Origin of the sequence: Paenarthrobacter sp. Z7-10, assembly GCF_026932795.1 — a bacterium.
Classification (GTDB): domain Bacteria; phylum Actinomycetota; class Actinomycetes; order Actinomycetales; family Micrococcaceae; genus Arthrobacter_M.
In genome coordinates this window covers 39,514-57,450 of record NZ_JADPVH010000023.1, presented here as the reverse complement: position 1 = coordinate 57,450, position 17,937 = coordinate 39,514, and the positions used below count along the sequence as shown (strand labels likewise).

Sequence of the window (17,937 nt, the reverse complement as noted above, 5' to 3'; positions counted from 1 at the left end):
GACGTGACCTGACCGGGAAACCCGACCCTTGCGTAAAAGACGAACCCTTCCCCAAAAACGATGAACTACTTACTGCTGCTGATTCCATGGGTGCTGCAACTCCCGATTAGTCGGGGGTGTTGCAACGTTCGCTAGAACTCGCCCAGATCAGTAACCTGCCCAGTCCACCCGGTGATGGCTGAACAAAACAGATCCGCAACGGATGCATTCCCAGTTGAGTCTCCGGATGCCTCAGGCCCGACCGTCGAACAGCGAGGTGACCGAGCCGTCGTCGAACACCTCACGAATAGCCCGGGCGATCAACGGCGCGATGGAGAGCACCGTCAACTGCGGGAAGCGCTTCTCCGCCGGGATAGGCAGCGTGTTGGTGACCACCACCTCGCGGGCTCCACTTTGGGAGAGCGTGCGGGCGGCCGGATCGGAGAGCACAGCATGCGTTGCCGCGATAATGACGTCCTTGGCCCCGGCGTTCTTGAGCACCTGGACGGCACCGGCAATGGTGCCGCCGGTGTCGATCATGTCGTCAATCAGCACGCAGGTCCGCCCCTGCACCTGCCCCACCACGGTCTTGGATACAGCCTGGTTGGGTACCGTAAGGTCGCGGCTCTTATGCACAAAGGCCAACGGCGCACCACCGAGACGCTCGGCCCACTGCTCGGCCACCCGGACGCGGCCGGTGTCCGGGGAAACGACTGTAATGTTCTCCGCTCCGACGCGTGTTCGGATGTACTCGGCCAGCAGCGGGATGGCCATCAAATGGTCCACGGGACCATCGAAGAAGCCCTGGATCTGCGAGGTGTGTAGGTCCACGCTCATGATCCGGTCCGCACCGGCGGTCTTGTACAGGTCCGCCACCAGCCGCGCTGAGATCGGCTCCCGGCCCCGGCCCTTCTTGTCCTGCCTGGCGTAGGGGTAGAAAGGGGAAACGACGGTAATGCGCTTGGCGGAGGCGCGTTTGAGCGAATCGATCATGATCAGCTGTTCCATCAGCCAATTGTTCAGCGGCGCCGGATGCGCCTGGATCACGAAGGCATCCGTTCCGCGGACGCTCTGCGCCGAACGGACGTAGATTTCACCGTTGGCGAAGTCATAGGCATCCATCGGAAGCAGCTCGGTGTCCAGCTCCTTGGCGATTTCCCGCGCGAGCTCCGGGTGCGCCCGTCCGGCTGCGAGAACCAGTTTCTTCTCGCCACGTGCGGTAATTTCGCTCATGATCGGTTGCCCTTTTCTGTTGGTTCCTGGCTGCGGGAGGAGGAGGAGGAGGAGCCGTCGGACGCGGGCTCAGCGGACGCGGACCCTGCGGACGCGGGCTCAGCGGACGCGGAACCCGGGGACGCGGAACCGGGGGACGCGGACCCTGATGCCGATTCCGTGGCGGCCGCCGCGAGTTCGGCCGAGACAGAACCGGGGCGGTTGGCCAGCGTCCAGCCCTCGGCGTTGCGCTGCTGGGCAATGCTGAGTGCCAGGGCTCCAGCCGGGACGTCCTTGCGGATCACCGCGCCCGCACCGCTGTACGCGCCATCGCCCACGGTTACCGGTGCAACGAAAACCGTGTTGGACCCGGTTCGGACGCCTGATCCGATCACTGTGCGGTGCTTGTGCTCGCCATCGTAATTGGCGGTGATGTTCCCGCAGCCAATATTCGTGTCCTCACCAATGTCGGCATCACCCGCGTAGCCCAGGTGTGAGAGCTTGGAACCGCGGCCGATCGTGACGTTCTTCGTCTCATAGAAAGCGCCGATCTTCCCATCCGCGCCGAGTACCGTGCCGGGACGCAGATAGGTGAAGGGGCCAACGCTGGCATTGGCGCCGATCACGGCACCGGAACCATGGGTGCGGGTGACGGTTGCTCCCGGGCCGATCTGAACGTGGGTCAGGGTGGAGTCGGGGCCGACGACGGCGTCCCGGGCCACGGTGCTTCTGCCGTGCAGTTGAGTGCCGGGCAGGATAGTGACGTCCTCCTCGAGCAGCACCGTGGAATCGATCCAGCTGGTGTTCGGATCAATGACTGTGACGCCGGCCCGCATCCAAGCCTGAACCGTGCGGCGGTTGTGCTCGGCGCCGAGCACAGCCAACTGGACTCTGTCGTTGACGCCCTCCACCTGCCACCGATCTGCCGTGACGACCGCGGCAATCCGGCCGCCAGCGGCGCCGGCAATGCCGAGGACATCGGTCAGGTACATCTCGCCCTGCGAATTGTCCGCCGTGACCTGACCCAGCGCGGCGCGAAGCACAGCGGCGTCAAAGGCATAAATGCCGGAGTTGATTTCACGAATGTCCCGCTCGGCTGCGCTGGCGTCCTTGTGCTCCCGGATCCCGAGCACCGCGCTGTCCGGGCCGGGGCCGGAGCGGAGAATGCGGCCGTACCCTGTGGCATCCTCAAGGACGGCCGTCAGCACCGTGACTGCGTTCGCGTCCCGCTCGTGGGTCGAAACCAGCTCCCGCAGCAGGTCGGTACTGAGCAGCGGCACGTCGCCATAGGTGACCACCACCGTGCCCGCAATGGGCCCAGCTGTCTGACCGCCGTCGGCCCCGGCTTCGTCCGCAGTACCGGGACCGTCCGGCCCGCCGGGCGCAGCAGCACCGCCGTCGGCCGTGGCTTCGTCCGCAGTACCGGGACCGTCCAATGCCACGAGAGCTATCTGGACAGCGCGGCCGGTGCCGGGAACGTCGTCCTGGTCCACGAGAACGGCCGATTCGTCCAGCCCGGCGATGTGCCGCGCCACCAGATCACGTTCATGCCGCACGACGACGGCGAGCAGTTTGGGATTCAGGCCCCTGGCCGCTGCCAACGCGTGTCCCACCATCGAGATTCCACCCAATTCGTGCAGGATCTTCGGCTTACGGGATTTCATCCGGGTTCCTGCGCCCGCGGCCAGCACGATGACCGCTGCCGGCCCCGTTCCTGTTGTCGATTCAGCTTCGGAGCTGGTGGACTCAAGACTCACAGACGGGACTCCTTGCTGGTCAAGTGCGCGGGCTCAGTGGTTCCGCCCATAGGATTCGAACCTATACTCCACAGCTCCAAAGGCTGGGGTGCTGCCATTACACCAGGGCGGACCATGCATTACCACTGGTTCCGGAGGACCCCGCAGGAACGGGAGCCGACCGGACGGCTGCACAAGAATCTAGTTTGCCATGTCCACGGGGGCAATTGCGACTTGACCCGACACCGGAGGCGCCGCGGCGTCCGGCTTGGACCAACACGGCCTGTTCCTGAGGGCAAGCATCAGCTTTATCCGGGCAAGCATCAGCTCAGCGTTTCCGTGGCTTCCATCCACTCGCGCTCCAGCGCTTCCTTCTGCCCCCCAAGTTCCTGCAGCTTCTTATTCAGCCCGGACAGCAACTCATGGTCGCCCACCCGAGCTTCCATCTGGTCGTGAAGTTTCTGCTCCTGCTGTGCCAATTTTCCGAGCTGGCGTTCGATCCGGTTCAGTCGTTTGCGGGCCTCGCGCTTTTGCGCTTCGCTGGGCCCCGGTGCCGCCTTAGCTGCACCGGCAGAACCGGACCCCCCTGCTGCGGAACTATTCGAGGATGTTTCGCCCGCCGATTGCCGGGAGGATGCCAGAGCCGGAACCGTGCTGCCGGTGCCCGGACCCTGGCCGGACGAATTTCCGGATGGCTTGCCGGACAGGGTGGCCTCGCGCAGCTCAAGGTATTGGTCCACTCCGCCGGGCAGGTCCCGGATCTGGCCGTCTCCCAGCAGCGCCATCTGATGGTCGGTGCTGCGCTCCAGCAGGTACCTGTCGTGCGAAACCACCACGAGGGTCCCGGGCCACCCGTCGAGCACATCCTCCACGGCGGCCAGTGTGTCGGTGTCAAGATCGTTTGTTGGTTCATCCAGCATCAGCACGTTCGGCTCCCCAACCAGCAGCCGCAACAGCTGAAGTCGACGCCGTTCACCACCGGAAAGGTCGCGCACCGGCGTCCACTGCTTATCCTTCGTGAAGCCCAACTGCTCCACCAGCTGACCGGCGGAGAGGTCCTTTCCACCGACGTTGAAGGACCGCTTTTCGCGCTCAATCACTTCGATCACACGAAGGTCCAGCACGTCGTCCAGTTCCGTAACCTCCTGGCTGAGTACGGCGGTCTGCACCGTCGAACCGCGCTTGAGCCGACCGGAGGTGGGCGTTATCTCACCGTTGAGCAGGCGCAGCAGCGTGGTTTTACCGGAACCGTTGACCCCCACCAAGCCGAGCCGCTCGCCCGGGGCCAGACGCAAGGTGATGTTCTCCAGCAAGGGCCTGCCGCCGTCGTCGGGCCCGCCGTAGTTGAGCGTCACATTCTCCAGATCGAGCACGTCCTTGCCCAGCCGCGCTGTGGCCATTTTGCTCAGCGAAACGGAGTCGCGCGGCTCGGGCACGTCGGCAATCAGTTCATTGGCCGCCTCGATGCGGAACTTAGGCTTGGCTGTGCGGGCCGGAGCGCCGCGCCGCAGCCAGGCCAGCTCCTTCTTGACCAGCTGGGTCCGCTTGCTTTCAACCACAGACGCGGACCTGTCACGTTCGGCCCTGGCCAGAACGTAGGCGGCGTATCCGCCGTCAAACGGGTCAACGGTGGCGTCGTGGACCTCCCACGTGCGCGTGCAGACCTCGTCGAGGAACCAGCGGTCGTGGGTGACGACGACGAAGGCGCCGGCATTGGCGCGCCAGCGGCTCTTCAGGTGCCGCGACAGCCAGGCAACACCCTCCACGTCGAGGTGGTTGGTGGGCTCATCGAGCATGATCACGTCGTCGTCGCCGATCAACAGCTTCGCCAGTGCCACCCGCCGCTTCTGGCCGCCGGAAAGCGCGTGCACATTGGCGTGCCAGTCCACCTCGCCTACCAACCCACCCATGACCTCGCGGATCTTGGGATTGGACGCCCACTCGTGATCGGCCTGATCCCCCACGATGGCTTCACCGACGGTGAGATCGGCGTCCAGCACATCGGATTGGTCGAGATAGCCAACGTTGACATCCCGGCGCGCCGTTACCCTGCCGGAATCAGGAGTTTGACGCTGGGCCAACAAACGCATCAGCGTGGATTTTCCATCACCATTGCGGCCCACAATGCCGATTCGGTCCCCCTCTTCGAGTCCGACGGAGACGCCATCGAGGATAGTACGGGTCGCGAACTGGACGGTGAGGTTTTCGCCGCCGAGGAGGTGTGCCACTGATCATCTGCTTTCGATATGAATCAAGGCGTACCAGTCTACCAACCGCCGGCGACAGCGCCGGGGCCCTGGCTGCCGGCTCAGTGCACCAGGTCGGAGACAAGTTTTGCGCCATGCACGGGTCCGTGCACAGCTTGGGCGCTGGAACCTGCGGCAACCAGTCGCTGGGCGAGGCCGCTGGCACTGGCCTCGTCCGCGGCCAACAGTGCAATGGTGGGGCCGGAACCGGAAACGATCGAGGCCAGTGCCCCATGCTGTTTGCCGTGGTCTAGGACCTCCGCCAACTGCGGGGCAAGGGCCAGCGATGCGGGCTGCAGATCGTTTCCCAGCACCGGTGCCAGCGCCTGGGCATCTCCGGCACGCAATGCCTGCAGGACCGCGGGATCGACCTGGCCGGGATCTAAGGGCTCTGCGCCGGACGCCAGCCGGAGCCGGTCCAATTGACCAAACACCTCCGGAGTGGACAGGCCAAAATCGGCCTGCACCAAAACCCAGTGCAGTGGCGACGGCGCCAGCGCGGGAGTCAGCAATTCACCGACGCCCAGGCCGACGGCGGCACCGCCCAGCAGTGCGAAGGGCACGTCCGCACCCAGCTCGACGGCCAGATGGGCCAGTTCCTCCCGTGCCAGGCCGCTGTCCCAGAGGGCATCGCAGGCCAGCAGGGTGGCTGCAGCGTCCGCGGATCCACCGCCCATTCCGCCGGAGACGGGAACGCGCTTAGTAATTTCAAGATGCACACCGGTGGTTCGTTCCGTCACGTCGGCCATCAGCAGCGCCGCCCGGACGGCGAGGTTCCGTTCGTCCAGCGGAATACCGGACCGCTGAGCCTCCGCGGTACTGCAGCCTTTGATGGAAACGGTGACGCCGCTCGCCGAGGTGCTGGTGGCCGTGACTTCCTCGTAGAGGGAAACAGCCAGATAAAGGCTTGCAACCGCGTGATAGCCATCGGGCCGCAACGGGCCGACCCGGAAGGAGACGTTGATTTTGCCGGGCGCCTTTACCCGGACCGTTCGGGCGGCAAAATTATTCCGCACTGAGCTCATATCCTCAAACCTAAGCCAGTTCAACTACTGCGGCCAACTGTCGCAGGCGGCCGCGCCCCAGAACGGCGGGCCCCCTGCTGCAGCTCAGAGCGCACCGCCGCAGCTCCGACCGGGGTGCCACGGCTGTCCACGGCAGGGAAGCTCAGGCGAGTGCGTCGAGCCTGGCTTCGGCAATGCAGGAGAAAGCGGCGATGTCGATCACCTCGCCGCGGGCGCTCGGGTCCACATTCGCTGCCAACAGATATTGTTCGGCCTTGGCACCGCCTTCCGCCCACCCCGCGAGCGCGGCGCGGAGGGTTTTGCGGCGCTGGGCGAAGGCGGCGTCGATGACGGCAAAGACCTGTTTTCGGCTGGCCCGGGTGATCGGCGGCTCGCGCCGGGTGAAGGACACCAGCCCGGAAGAGATTTTCGGTGCCGGCCAGAAGACGTTCATGCCAATCACCCCCGCCTTGCGGGTGGACGCGTACCAGGCCGCCTTGACCGAGGGAACGCCGTACGTTTTGGAGCCCGGCGGAGCGGCCAGCCGGTCCGCCACCTCGTCCTGGACCATCACCAGTCCATGCCGCAGGGAAGGAAAGTGCTCCAATAGGTGCAGCACGACCGGAACGGCCACGTTGTATGGCAGATTGGCCACCAGCGCAGTGGGCTGGGCAGGCAGTTCCGTGATCCGCATCGCGTCGGAAAGAACTACGTCCAGGTTCGCTGCCAGCTGGGGCCGAAAGGCGGCGATGGTCTGTGGCAGCTTCGCGGCCAGCACCGGATCGATTTCGACGGCGACCACGCGGGCGGCTGCATCAAGCAACCCCAAGGTCAGTGATCCCAGCCCTGGTCCGACTTCGAGGACGGTTTCGTCCGGGTCCAGGTGCGCGGCGGAGACAATCCGGCGGATGGTATTGCCATCGATCACGAAGTTCTGACCAAGGGTTTTGGTGGGACGGATACCTATCTCTTCGGCCAATCGGCGGATTTCCGTCGCGCCCAGCAACTGGGGAATGGACCGCCCTGCGCCAGGCGCCTCCGGATTGGACGTAGCCGGCTCAACGGCGTCGGGGTCATTCACTCTGCCATCGTAGTTGGCCGCCGGCAAAAACTGCGCCCGATCCCCGTTTGGGTACCGGCGGACCGGAACGGAAACGAGGAACGGGCGCGGATTCAGGTCAGTTATCCGGCAGCTCCGGCGCAGCCCCACGGACCCAGGCCGGCCTTGGCATAGTAGGTGTTGGCCACGGCAATCTGCTGGCTGCGGGAGGCCAAATCGGCACGCGGAGCATAGGCGCCGCCACCGTTGGCAAGCCAGGAACCGATGTCAAACTGCAATCCGCCGTAGTAGCCGTTGCCGGTATTGATGGACCAGTTGCCCCCGGACTCGCACTGCGCGATCCGATCCCACATCCCGGCGCGGTTCGGTGCCGGCGCGCTGGCGCCGGAATTACCGGCGGACGGCGCGGCGGCCCTGACCGGCGCCGGGACAACTGCCGGTGCCACGACCGCGGTGGGGGCCGGAGCTGCCGGTGCCACGACCGCGGTGGGGGCCGGAGCTGCCGGTGCCACGACCGCGGTGGGGGCCGGAGCTGGCGGCGGCGCAGCGGGGGTCGCCACCGGGGCGGGGACGGGCGCGGCACGATGCACCTTGGCACCGACAGCAATCTGCCGGGCAACGGCGGGGGTTCCGACGCGGCGCCCGGTCTGCACCCGGCTGACCACGTGGCCGTCAATGGTGGTCACCCTGAAGTTGGTCAGGAGTTTACCCATCACACCTGCGCGGGTAACCCTTTGCTGGCCCTTGTAGATAGTCCCGTCCATAATCTTGTCGCTCAGGAAGGGAATGAGCGTGGTTTCGGTGCTGCGGGTCGTCTTAACCCGGGAAACCTTGACCACCATATTTTCAACCACCTGAGCCTCAGCGGGCTGGGACACACGATCCGCGGAACGCAACGTGACGCCTGCGGACGCGAGCAGATCCCGCACCGTTACCGCCGTCGTCGTCCTGCTGTAGCTCCGGCCGTCCACCAGAATCCGAACGGTCTTGGGGGTGGTGATGTCAATGATGTCCGAGCTGGCCAGCAGCATCCCCTGCGGTGCGGAAATTGTCGCACTATCCGTGATGCCCAGCTGGTCAACCAAATCCGCGACCTTGGCCGATGTGGTCTGAACCGTGGCCTGCGCGCCGTCCAGATTGACCTGGATTTCCTTCGACGTATTAACCGTGATGACGGTGCCGTCATCGACGGCGGCGGAGAGCGCGGGACTGACATGGTCCGCGGGTTTGACCGTGATGTGGGCCCGGTCCAGCACCTGGCTGACAGAACCGCCGAACGTCTGGACGGAACTGGCCTGTCCGTCGACCCGGACCGTGATGGTCTTGTTGTTGCCTGCGAAGGCAACCAGACCCGACACAAGTGTTACCAGTACCAGCGCCTGGCCAGCGATTTTGGCCGGACCGGGCCTTCCCTTGGCTGACAAGAAATTGTTCACTGCGACCCGTAACTACTCAAGCATCCGGGCACGGGGAATTGCGCATGCACGCCGCGGAGGACGAAGTCGGCCTCCAGCTGGCAGGCGCGTGCGCCGGCAAAATCACGATTTGGGCGCGCTCATTCGCGACAGATGGTGCACTGCGAACGGCACTCCCGAACACCGCCGAAACGGTGCCAAAACAAGGGTGAAATTACCCGTTGGTCTTCCCCGACCCCGGCTAATAGTCCCTCAGCGTAACCTAACCGTGATCTTTAACCAACAAGTAGTCGGACCGGGCACCAAGAGTAGTCGGACCGGGCACCAGACAGCAGCCGGCTCCACTCAATCCCAGGAGCCGTAGACGGCTTCCGTGTTCGCCGCCAGCCGGCCGCACAATTCGGACAGATCGGCGTCCAGTTCCGAGGCCATGGCGCGCACGGTATATGGCACAAGATAGCTGGCATTTGGTCGGCCGCGGAAGGGATGCGGGGTCAAAAAAGGGGCATCCGTCTCCACCAGCACCAGCGCCGGATCCGCAACCGCCAGCGCGCGCCGGAGGTTGTCCGCGTTCTTGAAGGTCAGCGTTCCGGCAAAGGACATGTACCAGCCGTTGTCATTGCAGATCCGTGCCAGATCCTCGTCGCCGGAAAAGCAATGGAACACCACGGTCTCCGGAGCGCCCTCGGAGTGCAGCGTCGCCACGACGTCCTGATGGGCGTCCCTGTCATGGATCTGCAGGGCAAGATCGAGCCGCTTGGCGATGTCGATGTGCCGCCCAAAGGAGTATCGCTGGTCGGGACGCCCGGGGGCATCGGTGCGGAAATAGTCCAGTCCCGTCTCGCCGATCGCCCGGACCCTCGGGTGAGCGGCAAGGGATTCGATGTCGTCCAGGGCCGCTTCCAGGGTTCCCGCGGCGGCCAGTTCCGGCGCATCGTTGGGATGGAGGGCGACGGCGCCCAGCAGTCGGCGGTCCAAATCCAGTGCCGCTACGGTAAAGCGGGACGATTCCAGGTCGGTGCCCACCTGGACGGCACCCTTCACGCCAACCGACTCCGCAGCATCCAAGGCCGCGCCGATACTGACTTGGACTGGACCGTCTTGGAAATCGAGATGCGTGTGGTTGTCCATCACCGCAACCGGCAGCGGTTCCGGGGCGGGTGGATACGCAAGCACCCGGCGGCCGCCGTCGTCGGTCCGGGTCCTTCCACCCGACGGTGCCCGGCCATCGCTGCTGTCGTTGCGGTAGGGTCCGGGAACTTCGCTGCTGCACATGGCGCCAACTTTACCGGCGCCCAGGCAGAGCCGCGGATGCCGCGGGTCCGGGTCGCGGAAGCACCGGTACTGAGCCGCGGACAAACCCATCCGGGAACTCCTTCGGACAGCAGCGGGTTGAGCTAGTAACGTTGATCACAATATTGACCTTTGGTTGGACCTTCGTGCCGTATCCCGGCATCGCAGTCGGCCGCGAATGCTCGCCCGAAAGGTGCGCTGATGGACTCCGAGAACCCCACGCTGATCCAGGAAGCCTCGCCGGAGCCAACGAACGGCCACCGACCGCGCACGCCAGTGAGCAGTCCGCGCACCCCGTCCACCATGACGGCCGAGCGGTTTCACGAGATCAGCCAACGGATCCTGCGTTCGATCAACACCGTCATGGACGGCAAAGCCGAAGCGGCGGAGCTGGCACTGACGGTTCTGCTGGCGCAGGGCCATCTGCTGGTGGAGGACGTCCCCGGCGTCGGAAAAACACTGCTGGCCAAGACCCTGGCGCGGACCATCGACTGCTCCGTCAGCCGTATCCAGTTCACTCCCGACCTGCTTCCCTCCGACATCACCGGGGTGTCCATCTACAACCAGTCGACGCAGAAGTTCGAGTTCCGGCCGGGCGCGGTCTTCGCCAACATCGTCATCGGGGACGAAATCAACCGCGCGTCCGCGAAAACCCAGTCCGCCCTGCTTGAATGCATGGAAGAGCACCAAGTCACCGTGGACGGCACCTCCTACCGCCTGACCGAGCCCTTCATGGTGGTGGCCACTCAGAACCCAATTGAGATGGAAGGTACCTATCCGCTGCCGGAGGCTCAGCGGGACAGGTTCATGGCCCGCATCTCAATGGGTTACCCAGACGCCGCCGCGGAAGTCGAGATGCTGCAGACGCACCAGTCCGTTTCGCCGCTGGAGGGCATTTCCGCCGTCGCGACGGGCACGGAGGTCCAGGATATGGTCGTCGCCGTGCACGCCGTTTATGTCTCCGCCGCGGTCAAGGAGTACACGGTTGCCCTCGGCCGGGCCACCCGGGAAAATCCGCAGCTGCGTCTTGGCGCCAGCCCGCGGGCACTGCTGCAGCTGCTCCGCGCGGCCAAGGCCTATGCGGCCCTGCGCCGCCGCGACTACGTACTGCCGGATGACGTGGTGGCCGTGGCAGATCCGGTGCTGGCACACCGGATCCTGCTGGAGCGTAAGGCCGCGAGCGCCGGTGAGACGCCATCAAGCATCATCGCGGCCATTCTGGCCTCGCTGCCGGTGGATATCGAGGGCGGCAGCCCTGCCGCCAGGGCGTTCCACCGGGGCTGACGCCATGGATCTCAGCTGGTTCCCGCACCGATTCCTCCGCCCGCGCGGCTGGGGGCTGCTGGTGAGCGGAATTTTTGCCCTGCTGCTGGCCCAGGTGATGGGCCGCCGCGACCTGCTGGCGCTGGGGATTTTCCTGATCGCGCTGCCACTGTTGGCGGTGCTGGGCATCCGGCTGCTCAAACCCGGTTTCGCCGTTTACCGCGAGTTCTCGCCGGCATCGGTGGAAACACAGTCGACGACGACGGTCAGCCTCGCCATCAGCGGAGACGGTTTTCCAGGAGGTCGGGTGATGATGGCCGAGCAGCTGCCGCCGCGGTTCGGCGAGCCGCCGTCCTTTTATTACCCGTCCCGCTCGGCGGCGGCGTCCGGCCTGAGCCGGTATGAATATCATCTGCGATCCGGCAAACGCGGCCAGTTCCGCATCGGTCCCGTGAGCGCCGAATTCTCCGACCCATTCGGTCTGAGCCTGCACCGGCATGAGGTGAATGGGTCAGATCTGCTGACCGTCACGCCCGCGGCCATTAATCTGCCCGACACCAGACTCTCCGGGGCGCGTGGAAATGACGGCATCACGGCCACCACACAGCGCGCCAATCCCAGCGACGACGATGTCATGACCCGCGAATACCGTTACGGCGATCCCATGCGCCGCGTCCACTGGCCAGCCACCGCGAGGCAAGGCACGCTCATGATACGGCAGGAGGAATCCGTCACCACGCCGGAAGCGACGCTCGTGCTGGACACCCGGCTCAGCGCCTTTGCTGGCGGAATGGGCCCCTTCGCCACGCCAGGACCCGACGGCAAACATCCAGAGCTGATAACCACCGAAAACTTCGAGTGGTCAGTTGTGGCGGCGATGTCCATCGCCGCACACTTGGTGGAAAAAAACTTCGCGCTGCGGGTGCTCGACGTCCATGCCGCACCCGGCTTCCATACCTCATCCTCCGCGCCCTGGCCGGAAGAAGAGATCTATTCCGGCTCCTCGGGACTGTCCGCTGTGGCCGATTCGCTGGCAGCCCTGGAACTGGACGAGGACGAGAGTGCCACCGGAACAAGGACCAACGGCGGGCACCCCGTACTCGGGGAAGCGCTGCTGGAAAAACTGGCCATGCATCGCCGGCGCGGTCCTTTGATCGCACTGCTTGGAAATCTCACTTCGGCCGAGGCACACCGCCTGGCCCCGGCCGCGGAATTCGGCGCCAATGCCTTCGCCATCGTGGTGACAGACCGGCCGCAGGAGGCCCACCCGATTCTGGAGACGCTGCGGCTGGGTGGCTGGCGTGCAATGGCGGCCAATTATAGGACGTCCCTGCCCTCCGCTTGGGCATATTTTGACGAAGTACAATTTTTCACCGCGCCCAGCGGCAAAACGGCCCTCGACTCCGGCCGGGCTCCCACCGTGGGCCCACGCTCATGAGCGCCCCGACCAAGGAGAGTGGCGGCGGGGCTGCGGGCAGCCCCGCGTCCCCGGTTCCCCGGCCGGGAAGCACGGGGTCCGTGTTCGGACGGGGTCGCTCGTCGGGAGGTTCGGGCCGGTTTACGATTGGACCGCGGCCTTGGCTGATGGCGGGTGCCATCTTCGTCGCCATGACCGGCAGCGCACTGGGTCTCAATGGAGTGCTGCGCGGCTGGCTGTGGCTGGGCTACGCAATTTTCACCGTCGGCGCCGTCCTGCTGGGCACCGCCGTGGGCCGTGCACTGCGGGTGCCGGAGGTCCTGGTCCCGGTGCTTGGTGCCGGGATACTGGTCGTGGTGCTGACGCTGGAATTTTTCAACTCCAGCTCGTTTCTGGGGCTCATTCCCACCCGTGCCACCCTCGCTGAACTGGGACCGCTGCTGCGGCTGACCTCCGACACCGTGATTGGGGGTGTGGCCCCGGTTGATCCCCGCCCGGGAATCCTGCTGGTGACCTGCGTTGGGCTGGGGCTGGCAACACTGCTGGTCGATGTGCTGGCCGTCAGCCTGAGCATGCCGGCTGCCAGTGGACTGGGCATGCTGGCGGTGCTGCTTGTCCCCGCTCTGGTCAAAGTGGACAGTGTGGGTCCGCTGGGATTCCTCGGTGCGGCCGCAGGTTATCTGCTGATCCTGGCCTGCAGCCAGAGAGTTGCACCGCACAATTCGGATAGGAGTCTTCCCGCCGCTGCCGGCGGACTCGGCCGGCGAGCCGTCGGCATTGGTGCTGCCGCCGTCGTCGTCACCGTCCTCCTGCCGCTTGCTATCCCCGGCTTCAGCAGCGGGACATTCCCGGAGGGCTCGCATTTCAATCCGTTCGGAAAGGTCTCCGGACTGAACCCGATGGTCACGCTGGGCAACGATCTGCGCAATCCAAACAGCCAGGGCCAGATGTTTTATGCGACCGATTCCGCCACTCCCGTATATCTGCGCTCCACCACCTTGGAGGACTTTGCCGGCAATTCGTGGGAACCCACGGACAGGACCGGGCAGCGGCGGCTGGACCCAAGCCGCATGAACGACGACGTTTCCACCGCGGCCGTGATCAATGGCACCGTCAGCACCACCGAGATTGATTCCCAGGACTTCAGCAGTCCGTGGCTGCCGGCACCGTATGCGCCCTTGAGCGTCAACGGGCTGGACGGCCGCTGGACCTGGGACCCGGAAACCCTTTCGATCCGGGGACTGGATGCCAATTCGGCACACCAGAAATACACCGTGCGCTCGGTCATGCCCGAACTGACCCGAAAGGCGCTGTCCGAGGTGGTTAATGCCCCCCGCGATTCGCTTGACAAGCAGTTTGTGGAACTGCCCAAGGACACCCCCGAGATCATCCGTTCCACGGCGCTCGCGATCACCGGCACCGCGCCCGCGCCGTATGACAAGGCAATGGCCATCCAAAATTATCTGCGCGGACCGGATTTTACGTACTCCGAACAGACACCAGCCAAACAGGGGTACGACGGCAGCGGAATGGACGTGCTGGCAACGTTCCTGCAGGTCAAAAGTGGATACTGCGTCCACTTCGCGGCGGCGATGGCCGTGATGGCCCGGGAGGCGGGGATCCCCAGCCGGATTGCCGTGGGGTATGCCCCCGGTCGGGTCACCGGCACCAAGGTGGTTTCCAATGGAACCGTGCTGACCCGGTACGCAGTTGACGCGCACGACGCGCATGCCTGGCCGGAGCTGTACTTTGAGGGCTTGGGCTGGGTACCCTTCGAACCAACGCCCAGCCGCGGGCAGGTCCCCGCTTATGCGCAGGCTCCGGTGGTGCCGGGGGCCGACATCACCAACCCGGACGATTCGCTCACGCCCAACAGCGCCTCAAGGTCGAAGCCATCCCCCTCCGACGCCCCTGCCGTCCCGACGACCACCGGCGGCGGTGGGCAGGCTGACTTAGGATCCACGCTCAGGACAGTGACTTGGCCAGCGCTCGGGGCATTGCTGGTGCTGCTCATCCTGGCTTCACCGTATCTGACCCGCCAACACCTGCGCCGACAGCGCATGGCGCTGCTGCAGTCGGGCTCCCGGGAGTCCTCCTCCGGCAAGCCGCTTGGCCGAAGCTCCATTGGCGGTTCTGGCCGCCGAATTGGACGCCCCGGCGCTGGGCGAGCGGAGTGGTCCGCAGCGGCTGCCCCCGATCCAGCCGCTGTGGCTTGGGCTGAGTTGGAGGATTTGGCCGGCGACTACGGCCTGACCCCGCTGGCGAGTGACACTCCACGTGGCTTTGCGGCGCGTCTGCTGGACAGCAACCTGCTGCGCAAGGAAATGCCGGAAAAGGACCTGTCGGCCAAGGAAGTGCCGTCGCAGGAAGTGCCGGGCAGGGACCTGTCGGCCAAGGAAGTGCCGACGCAGGAAGTGCCGGGCAGGGACCTGTCGGCCAAGGAAGTGCCGACGCAGGAAGTGCCGACGCAGGAAGTGCCGGGAATGGATGCGCCGGGCACCGTCGGCACAACCGCGGCCCGATCCGTGGCAAGCCTGCTGCAGTCCTATGAGCGCAGCACGTACGGCCCCCCGGTTCCCCTCGCCTCCCTCCCGCAGGGACGTGGGCGGGGGCCAGAACTCGCTGGCGACTTGGACAAAGTGCACCTGCTGCTGCGCGCCGAGGCTTCGCCCGCACTCAGACTGCGGGCACGCCTGCTGCCAGCCTCAACACTGAGCCGTTGGTCCCCCTGGTGGCACGGCCGGTTGAACCCGACGGGGCGCAGGACGGTCTTCCGCCACCCCAGCGACCGCCCGGCGGAGTGACCCTCCACCACCCATCGAGTGTGCACTTGGTGCTCGATACGCGCCCGTATCGAGCACCAACGGCTCAGTCGATCCATAGGTTAAGCGGCGGAGAGATCAGCTGGCGTAGGGGTCAGCGATGCCGATGTACTGCGTGTACAGGTACTCTTCGATCCCCTCCAAGCCGCCCTCCCGGCCCAGACCGGACTGCTTGACTCCGCCGAAGGGTGCAGCGGCGTTGGACACCACACCGGCGTTCAGGCCAAGCATGCCGGTTTCGAGGCGCTCCCCCATCCGCAAGCCACGGTTGAGATCCTGGGTGTAGACATAAGCCACCAGCCCATACTCGGTGTTGTTGGCCAGGCCAATGGCCTCCTCCTCGGTACCAAACGTCACTATGGGGGCCACCGGTCCAAATATTTCCTCCCGCAGGATCCGCGCGTCGGCGGCGACGTCTTTGAGGACCGTGGGCTGGTAAAAGTACCCCAACCCGTCGATGGGCGCGCCGCCGGTGATGGCGACAGCACCGCCGTCGAGCGCATCCTGGACTAATTCATGGACCTTATCGCGGCTCTTGGCATCGATGAGCGGCCCCAATTTGGTGCTCTCCTCGGTCCCTCGCCCAGCCGTCATTTCCGACATTTTTGCCGCGAACTTAGCCGCGAACTCAGCGGCGACGGACTCGTGCACGATGAAGCGGTTGGCTGCCGTGCAGGCTTCCCCCATGTTGCGCAGTTTAGCCAGCATGGCACCTGCGACGGCGGCATCCAGGTCTGCATCCTCGAACACGACAAACGGTGCATTCCCGCCCAGTTCCATGGACGTGCGCAGGACCATCTCGGAGGCATCCGAAAGCAGCCGCCGCCCAACCTCGGTGGAGCCGGTAAAGGAAAGTTTGCGCAGTCGGGAGTCCTTGATCAGGGCGCCCGTGGTGGGTCCGGCCGTGGTCGTGGCGATCACGTTCAGCACACCGGCGGGCAGGCCGGCGTCGAGCATGACCTGGGCGAACAGCTGCGAGGTCAGTGGGGTCAGGTTTGCCGGCTTGAGCACCATGGTGCAGCCCGCCGCGACCGCCGGGGCGATTTTGCGCGTGGCCATGGCGAGCGGGAAGTTCCACGGGGTGATCAGCAGGCATGGGCCTACCGGCTTTTTCGTCACCAGCAGGCGGGATTTGCCGTCCGGACTCACGGAGTAGCGCCCGAAGGCACGAACGGCCTCCTCGGAAAACCAGCGCAGGAACTCGGAGCCGTACACAACCTCCCCCCGGGACTCGGCCAGCGGCTTGCCCATTTCCAAGGTCATCAGCAGCGCGAAGTCTTCGGCCCGCGCAGTGACCAGCTCAAAAGCACGGCGAAGGATTTCGCCACGCTCCCGGGAGGCCGTTCGGGCCCAGGAGGCCTGCGCCGCCGCAGCAGCGTCCAGGGCCGCGGCCGCATCTTCGGCACCGGCGTCGGCGAGTGAAAGCAGCTTGCGTCCCGTGGACGGATCCTCGACGTCGAACGTCTTCCCGGAGGCTGCCGGCCGCCATTGACCAGCTATCAGTAATCCAGTGGGAATGCTGGCGAGCAGCTCGCTTTCACGCTGGGCGGTAATGGTCTGGGTACTCGTGGCCATGCGGACTCCTTCGTCGGGGCGCGGTTGATTCACTTCACCGTAGTTCTCCTGCCTTGGCGGTGTCTACGCAGTCCCGCACGGCGGGCCAGCACAACGATTGTGCAGTTGCACAGAGGGAAACTTCTCACGGCCGGGGTGCCAGGATGAGGTCGAAATAGTCCCGCAGCGCAGCGGCCATATCGATGCTGTCCGGCGCGAGCAGCCACTGAGTCTGGATTCCGTCCCAAAGCGCGATAAGTGAGGCCGCGGCGCGCTCCGGATCAACTCCCGAACGCAGCTTTCCCTGCTCGGCGAGTGAAGTGAGCGAGCGCGCATATACTCCGCGGAGCGTGGCAAACCGTTCAAGAAAGTATTTCCGGCCCGGATGGTCCTCCGTCACCGATTCCGCGCAAAGCACGGTGTACAGCTCAATGACGCCGGGGATGCTCTCGTTGAAATGGGCCTGCCGGATGATCTCATCGACGAAAGCCTCGTCAGGATCGGAGGGTGCAGTGCCGTCACCGGTGATCGAATCGCGCCAATTCAGCACCGCGAGCAGCAGGTCGCTCTTCGTCGGGAAGTAGTGCAGCAGGCTCGTCTGGCTCATGCCGACCCGATCGGCCACGTCCTGCAGGGAACCGCCTCGGTAGCCGCGGGCCGCAAAAACGGCGTGCGCTGCGGCAACGATGGTACGACGGCGTTCCGTCGACTTTGCGTACGGTCCCCGCCGGCGGTCTGGGACACTCTCGCCGGTAGCCATGGCATGTCACTGTACAGCAGTCCCCCGACAGGAAATCTCGAATTTCGAGTGTCCACTCGAGATTTATGTTATTCTCGCTTCCATCCGCTTCAGCGGGTGCTCGCACAGCTTTCCCAGAGTTTCCGTGTCCACATCACCGTGACCGTGCCTTGGTCGTCCTGCACGGCAGACTTGAA

Annotated in this window: 12 protein-coding genes and 1 tRNA gene; 3 read left to right on the top strand and 10 right to left on the bottom strand. The window is 65.1% G+C overall.

Features of this window, described 5'->3' with window-relative positions; translation table 11 throughout:
- Positions 1-231: 231 nt before the first annotated feature.
- The 8 genes from IV498_RS08895 to IV498_RS08855 form a co-directional block, all read right to left on the bottom strand.
- Complete coding sequence (locus IV498_RS08895) at positions 232-1,212, bottom strand: ribose-phosphate diphosphokinase (protein ID WP_269046198.1); 981 nt, start codon at positions 1,210-1,212, stop codon at positions 232-234.
- Positions 1,209-2,855, bottom strand: coding sequence for a bifunctional UDP-N-acetylglucosamine diphosphorylase/glucosamine-1-phosphate N-acetyltransferase GlmU (gene glmU, locus IV498_RS08890; RefSeq protein WP_269046206.1), 1,647 nt, complete (start codon positions 2,853-2,855; stop codon positions 1,209-1,211). Before glmU ends, IV498_RS08895 begins: the two co-directional genes overlap by 4 nt.
- Positions 2,856-2,985: 130 nt before the next feature.
- Positions 2,986-3,060, bottom strand: a tRNA-Gln gene (locus tag IV498_RS08885).
- Between the two features lie 190 nt (positions 3,061-3,250).
- Positions 3,251-5,155, bottom strand: coding sequence for an ABC-F family ATP-binding cassette domain-containing protein (locus IV498_RS08880; protein WP_269046197.1), 1,905 nt, complete (start codon positions 5,153-5,155; stop codon positions 3,251-3,253).
- Between the two features lie 80 nt (positions 5,156-5,235).
- Positions 5,236-6,198: a 4-(cytidine 5'-diphospho)-2-C-methyl-D-erythritol kinase gene (locus IV498_RS08875; RefSeq protein ID WP_269046196.1), complete on the bottom strand. Its 963-nt coding sequence runs from the start codon at positions 6,196-6,198 to the stop codon at positions 5,236-5,238.
- 142 nt (positions 6,199-6,340) lie between these two features.
- Positions 6,341-7,192: a 16S rRNA (adenine(1518)-N(6)/adenine(1519)-N(6))-dimethyltransferase RsmA gene (gene rsmA, locus IV498_RS08870; protein WP_442951327.1), complete on the bottom strand. Its 852-nt coding sequence runs from the start codon at positions 7,190-7,192 to the stop codon at positions 6,341-6,343.
- A 167-nt stretch (positions 7,193-7,359) separates the two neighbouring features.
- Positions 7,360-8,673, bottom strand: a complete 1,314-nt coding sequence (locus IV498_RS18855; RefSeq protein ID WP_330059345.1) for a transglycosylase family protein — start codon at positions 8,671-8,673, stop codon at positions 7,360-7,362.
- Positions 8,674-8,997: 324 nt separating this feature from the next.
- Positions 8,998-9,927: a TatD family hydrolase gene (locus IV498_RS08855; protein WP_269046203.1), complete on the bottom strand. Its 930-nt coding sequence runs from the start codon at positions 9,925-9,927 to the stop codon at positions 8,998-9,000.
- A gap of 219 nt (positions 9,928-10,146) precedes the next feature.
- Here IV498_RS08855 and IV498_RS08850 point away from each other — a divergent pair, with 219 nt between their 5' ends.
- From IV498_RS08850 to IV498_RS08840, 3 genes are all read left to right on the top strand, one after another.
- Complete coding sequence (locus tag IV498_RS08850; RefSeq protein WP_269046195.1) at positions 10,147-11,229, top strand: AAA family ATPase; 1,083 nt, start codon at positions 10,147-10,149, stop codon at positions 11,227-11,229.
- A 4-nt stretch (positions 11,230-11,233) separates the two neighbouring features.
- Entirely contained in the window at positions 11,234-12,646 is a 1,413-nt protein-coding gene (locus IV498_RS08845) for a DUF58 domain-containing protein (RefSeq protein ID WP_269046194.1), read from the top strand.
- A gap of 146 nt (positions 12,647-12,792) precedes the next feature.
- Entirely contained in the window at positions 12,793-15,429 is a 2,637-nt protein-coding gene (locus IV498_RS08840; RefSeq protein ID WP_269046193.1) for a transglutaminase family protein, read from the top strand.
- Positions 15,430-15,525: 96 nt separating this feature from the next.
- Here the strand turns inward: IV498_RS08840 and IV498_RS08835 are convergent, their stop codons facing one another.
- Together IV498_RS08835 and IV498_RS08830 are read right to left on the bottom strand one after the other, a co-directional pair.
- Complete coding sequence (locus IV498_RS08835; protein WP_269046192.1) at positions 15,526-17,022, bottom strand: NAD-dependent succinate-semialdehyde dehydrogenase; 1,497 nt, start codon at positions 17,020-17,022, stop codon at positions 15,526-15,528.
- A 124-nt stretch (positions 17,023-17,146) separates the two neighbouring features.
- Positions 17,147-17,761: a TetR/AcrR family transcriptional regulator gene (locus tag IV498_RS08830; protein ID WP_269046191.1), complete on the bottom strand. Its 615-nt coding sequence runs from the start codon at positions 17,759-17,761 to the stop codon at positions 17,147-17,149.
- Positions 17,762-17,937 lie beyond the last annotated feature (176 nt).

Excerpts from the sequence above, each read along its gene's own strand:
- IV498_RS08855 (WP_269046203.1), bottom strand. The coding sequence starts at position 9,927 with ATGTGCAGCAGCGAAGTTCCCGGACCCTACCGCAACGACAGCAGCGAT.
- IV498_RS08895 (WP_269046198.1), bottom strand. The coding sequence starts at position 1,212 with ATGAGCGAAATTACCGCACGTGGCGAGAAGAAACTGGTTCTCGCAGCC.
- IV498_RS08875 (WP_269046196.1), bottom strand. The coding sequence starts at position 6,198 with ATGAGCTCAGTGCGGAATAATTTTGCCGCCCGAACGGTCCGGGTAAAG.
- IV498_RS08845 (WP_269046194.1), top strand. The coding sequence starts at position 11,234 with ATGGATCTCAGCTGGTTCCCGCACCGATTCCTCCGCCCGCGCGGCTGG.
- IV498_RS08840 (WP_269046193.1), top strand. The coding sequence starts at position 12,793 with ATGGCGGGTGCCATCTTCGTCGCCATGACCGGCAGCGCACTGGGTCTC.
- IV498_RS08830 (WP_269046191.1), bottom strand. The coding sequence starts at position 17,761 with ATGGCTACCGGCGAGAGTGTCCCAGACCGCCGGCGGGGACCGTACGCA.
- glmU (WP_269046206.1), bottom strand. The coding sequence starts at position 2,855 with ATGAAATCCCGTAAGCCGAAGATCCTGCACGAATTGGGTGGAATCTCG.
- IV498_RS08835 (WP_269046192.1), bottom strand. The coding sequence starts at position 17,022 with ATGGCCACGAGTACCCAGACCATTACCGCCCAGCGTGAAAGCGAGCTG.
- IV498_RS08850 (WP_269046195.1), top strand. The coding sequence starts at position 10,147 with ATGGACTCCGAGAACCCCACGCTGATCCAGGAAGCCTCGCCGGAGCCA.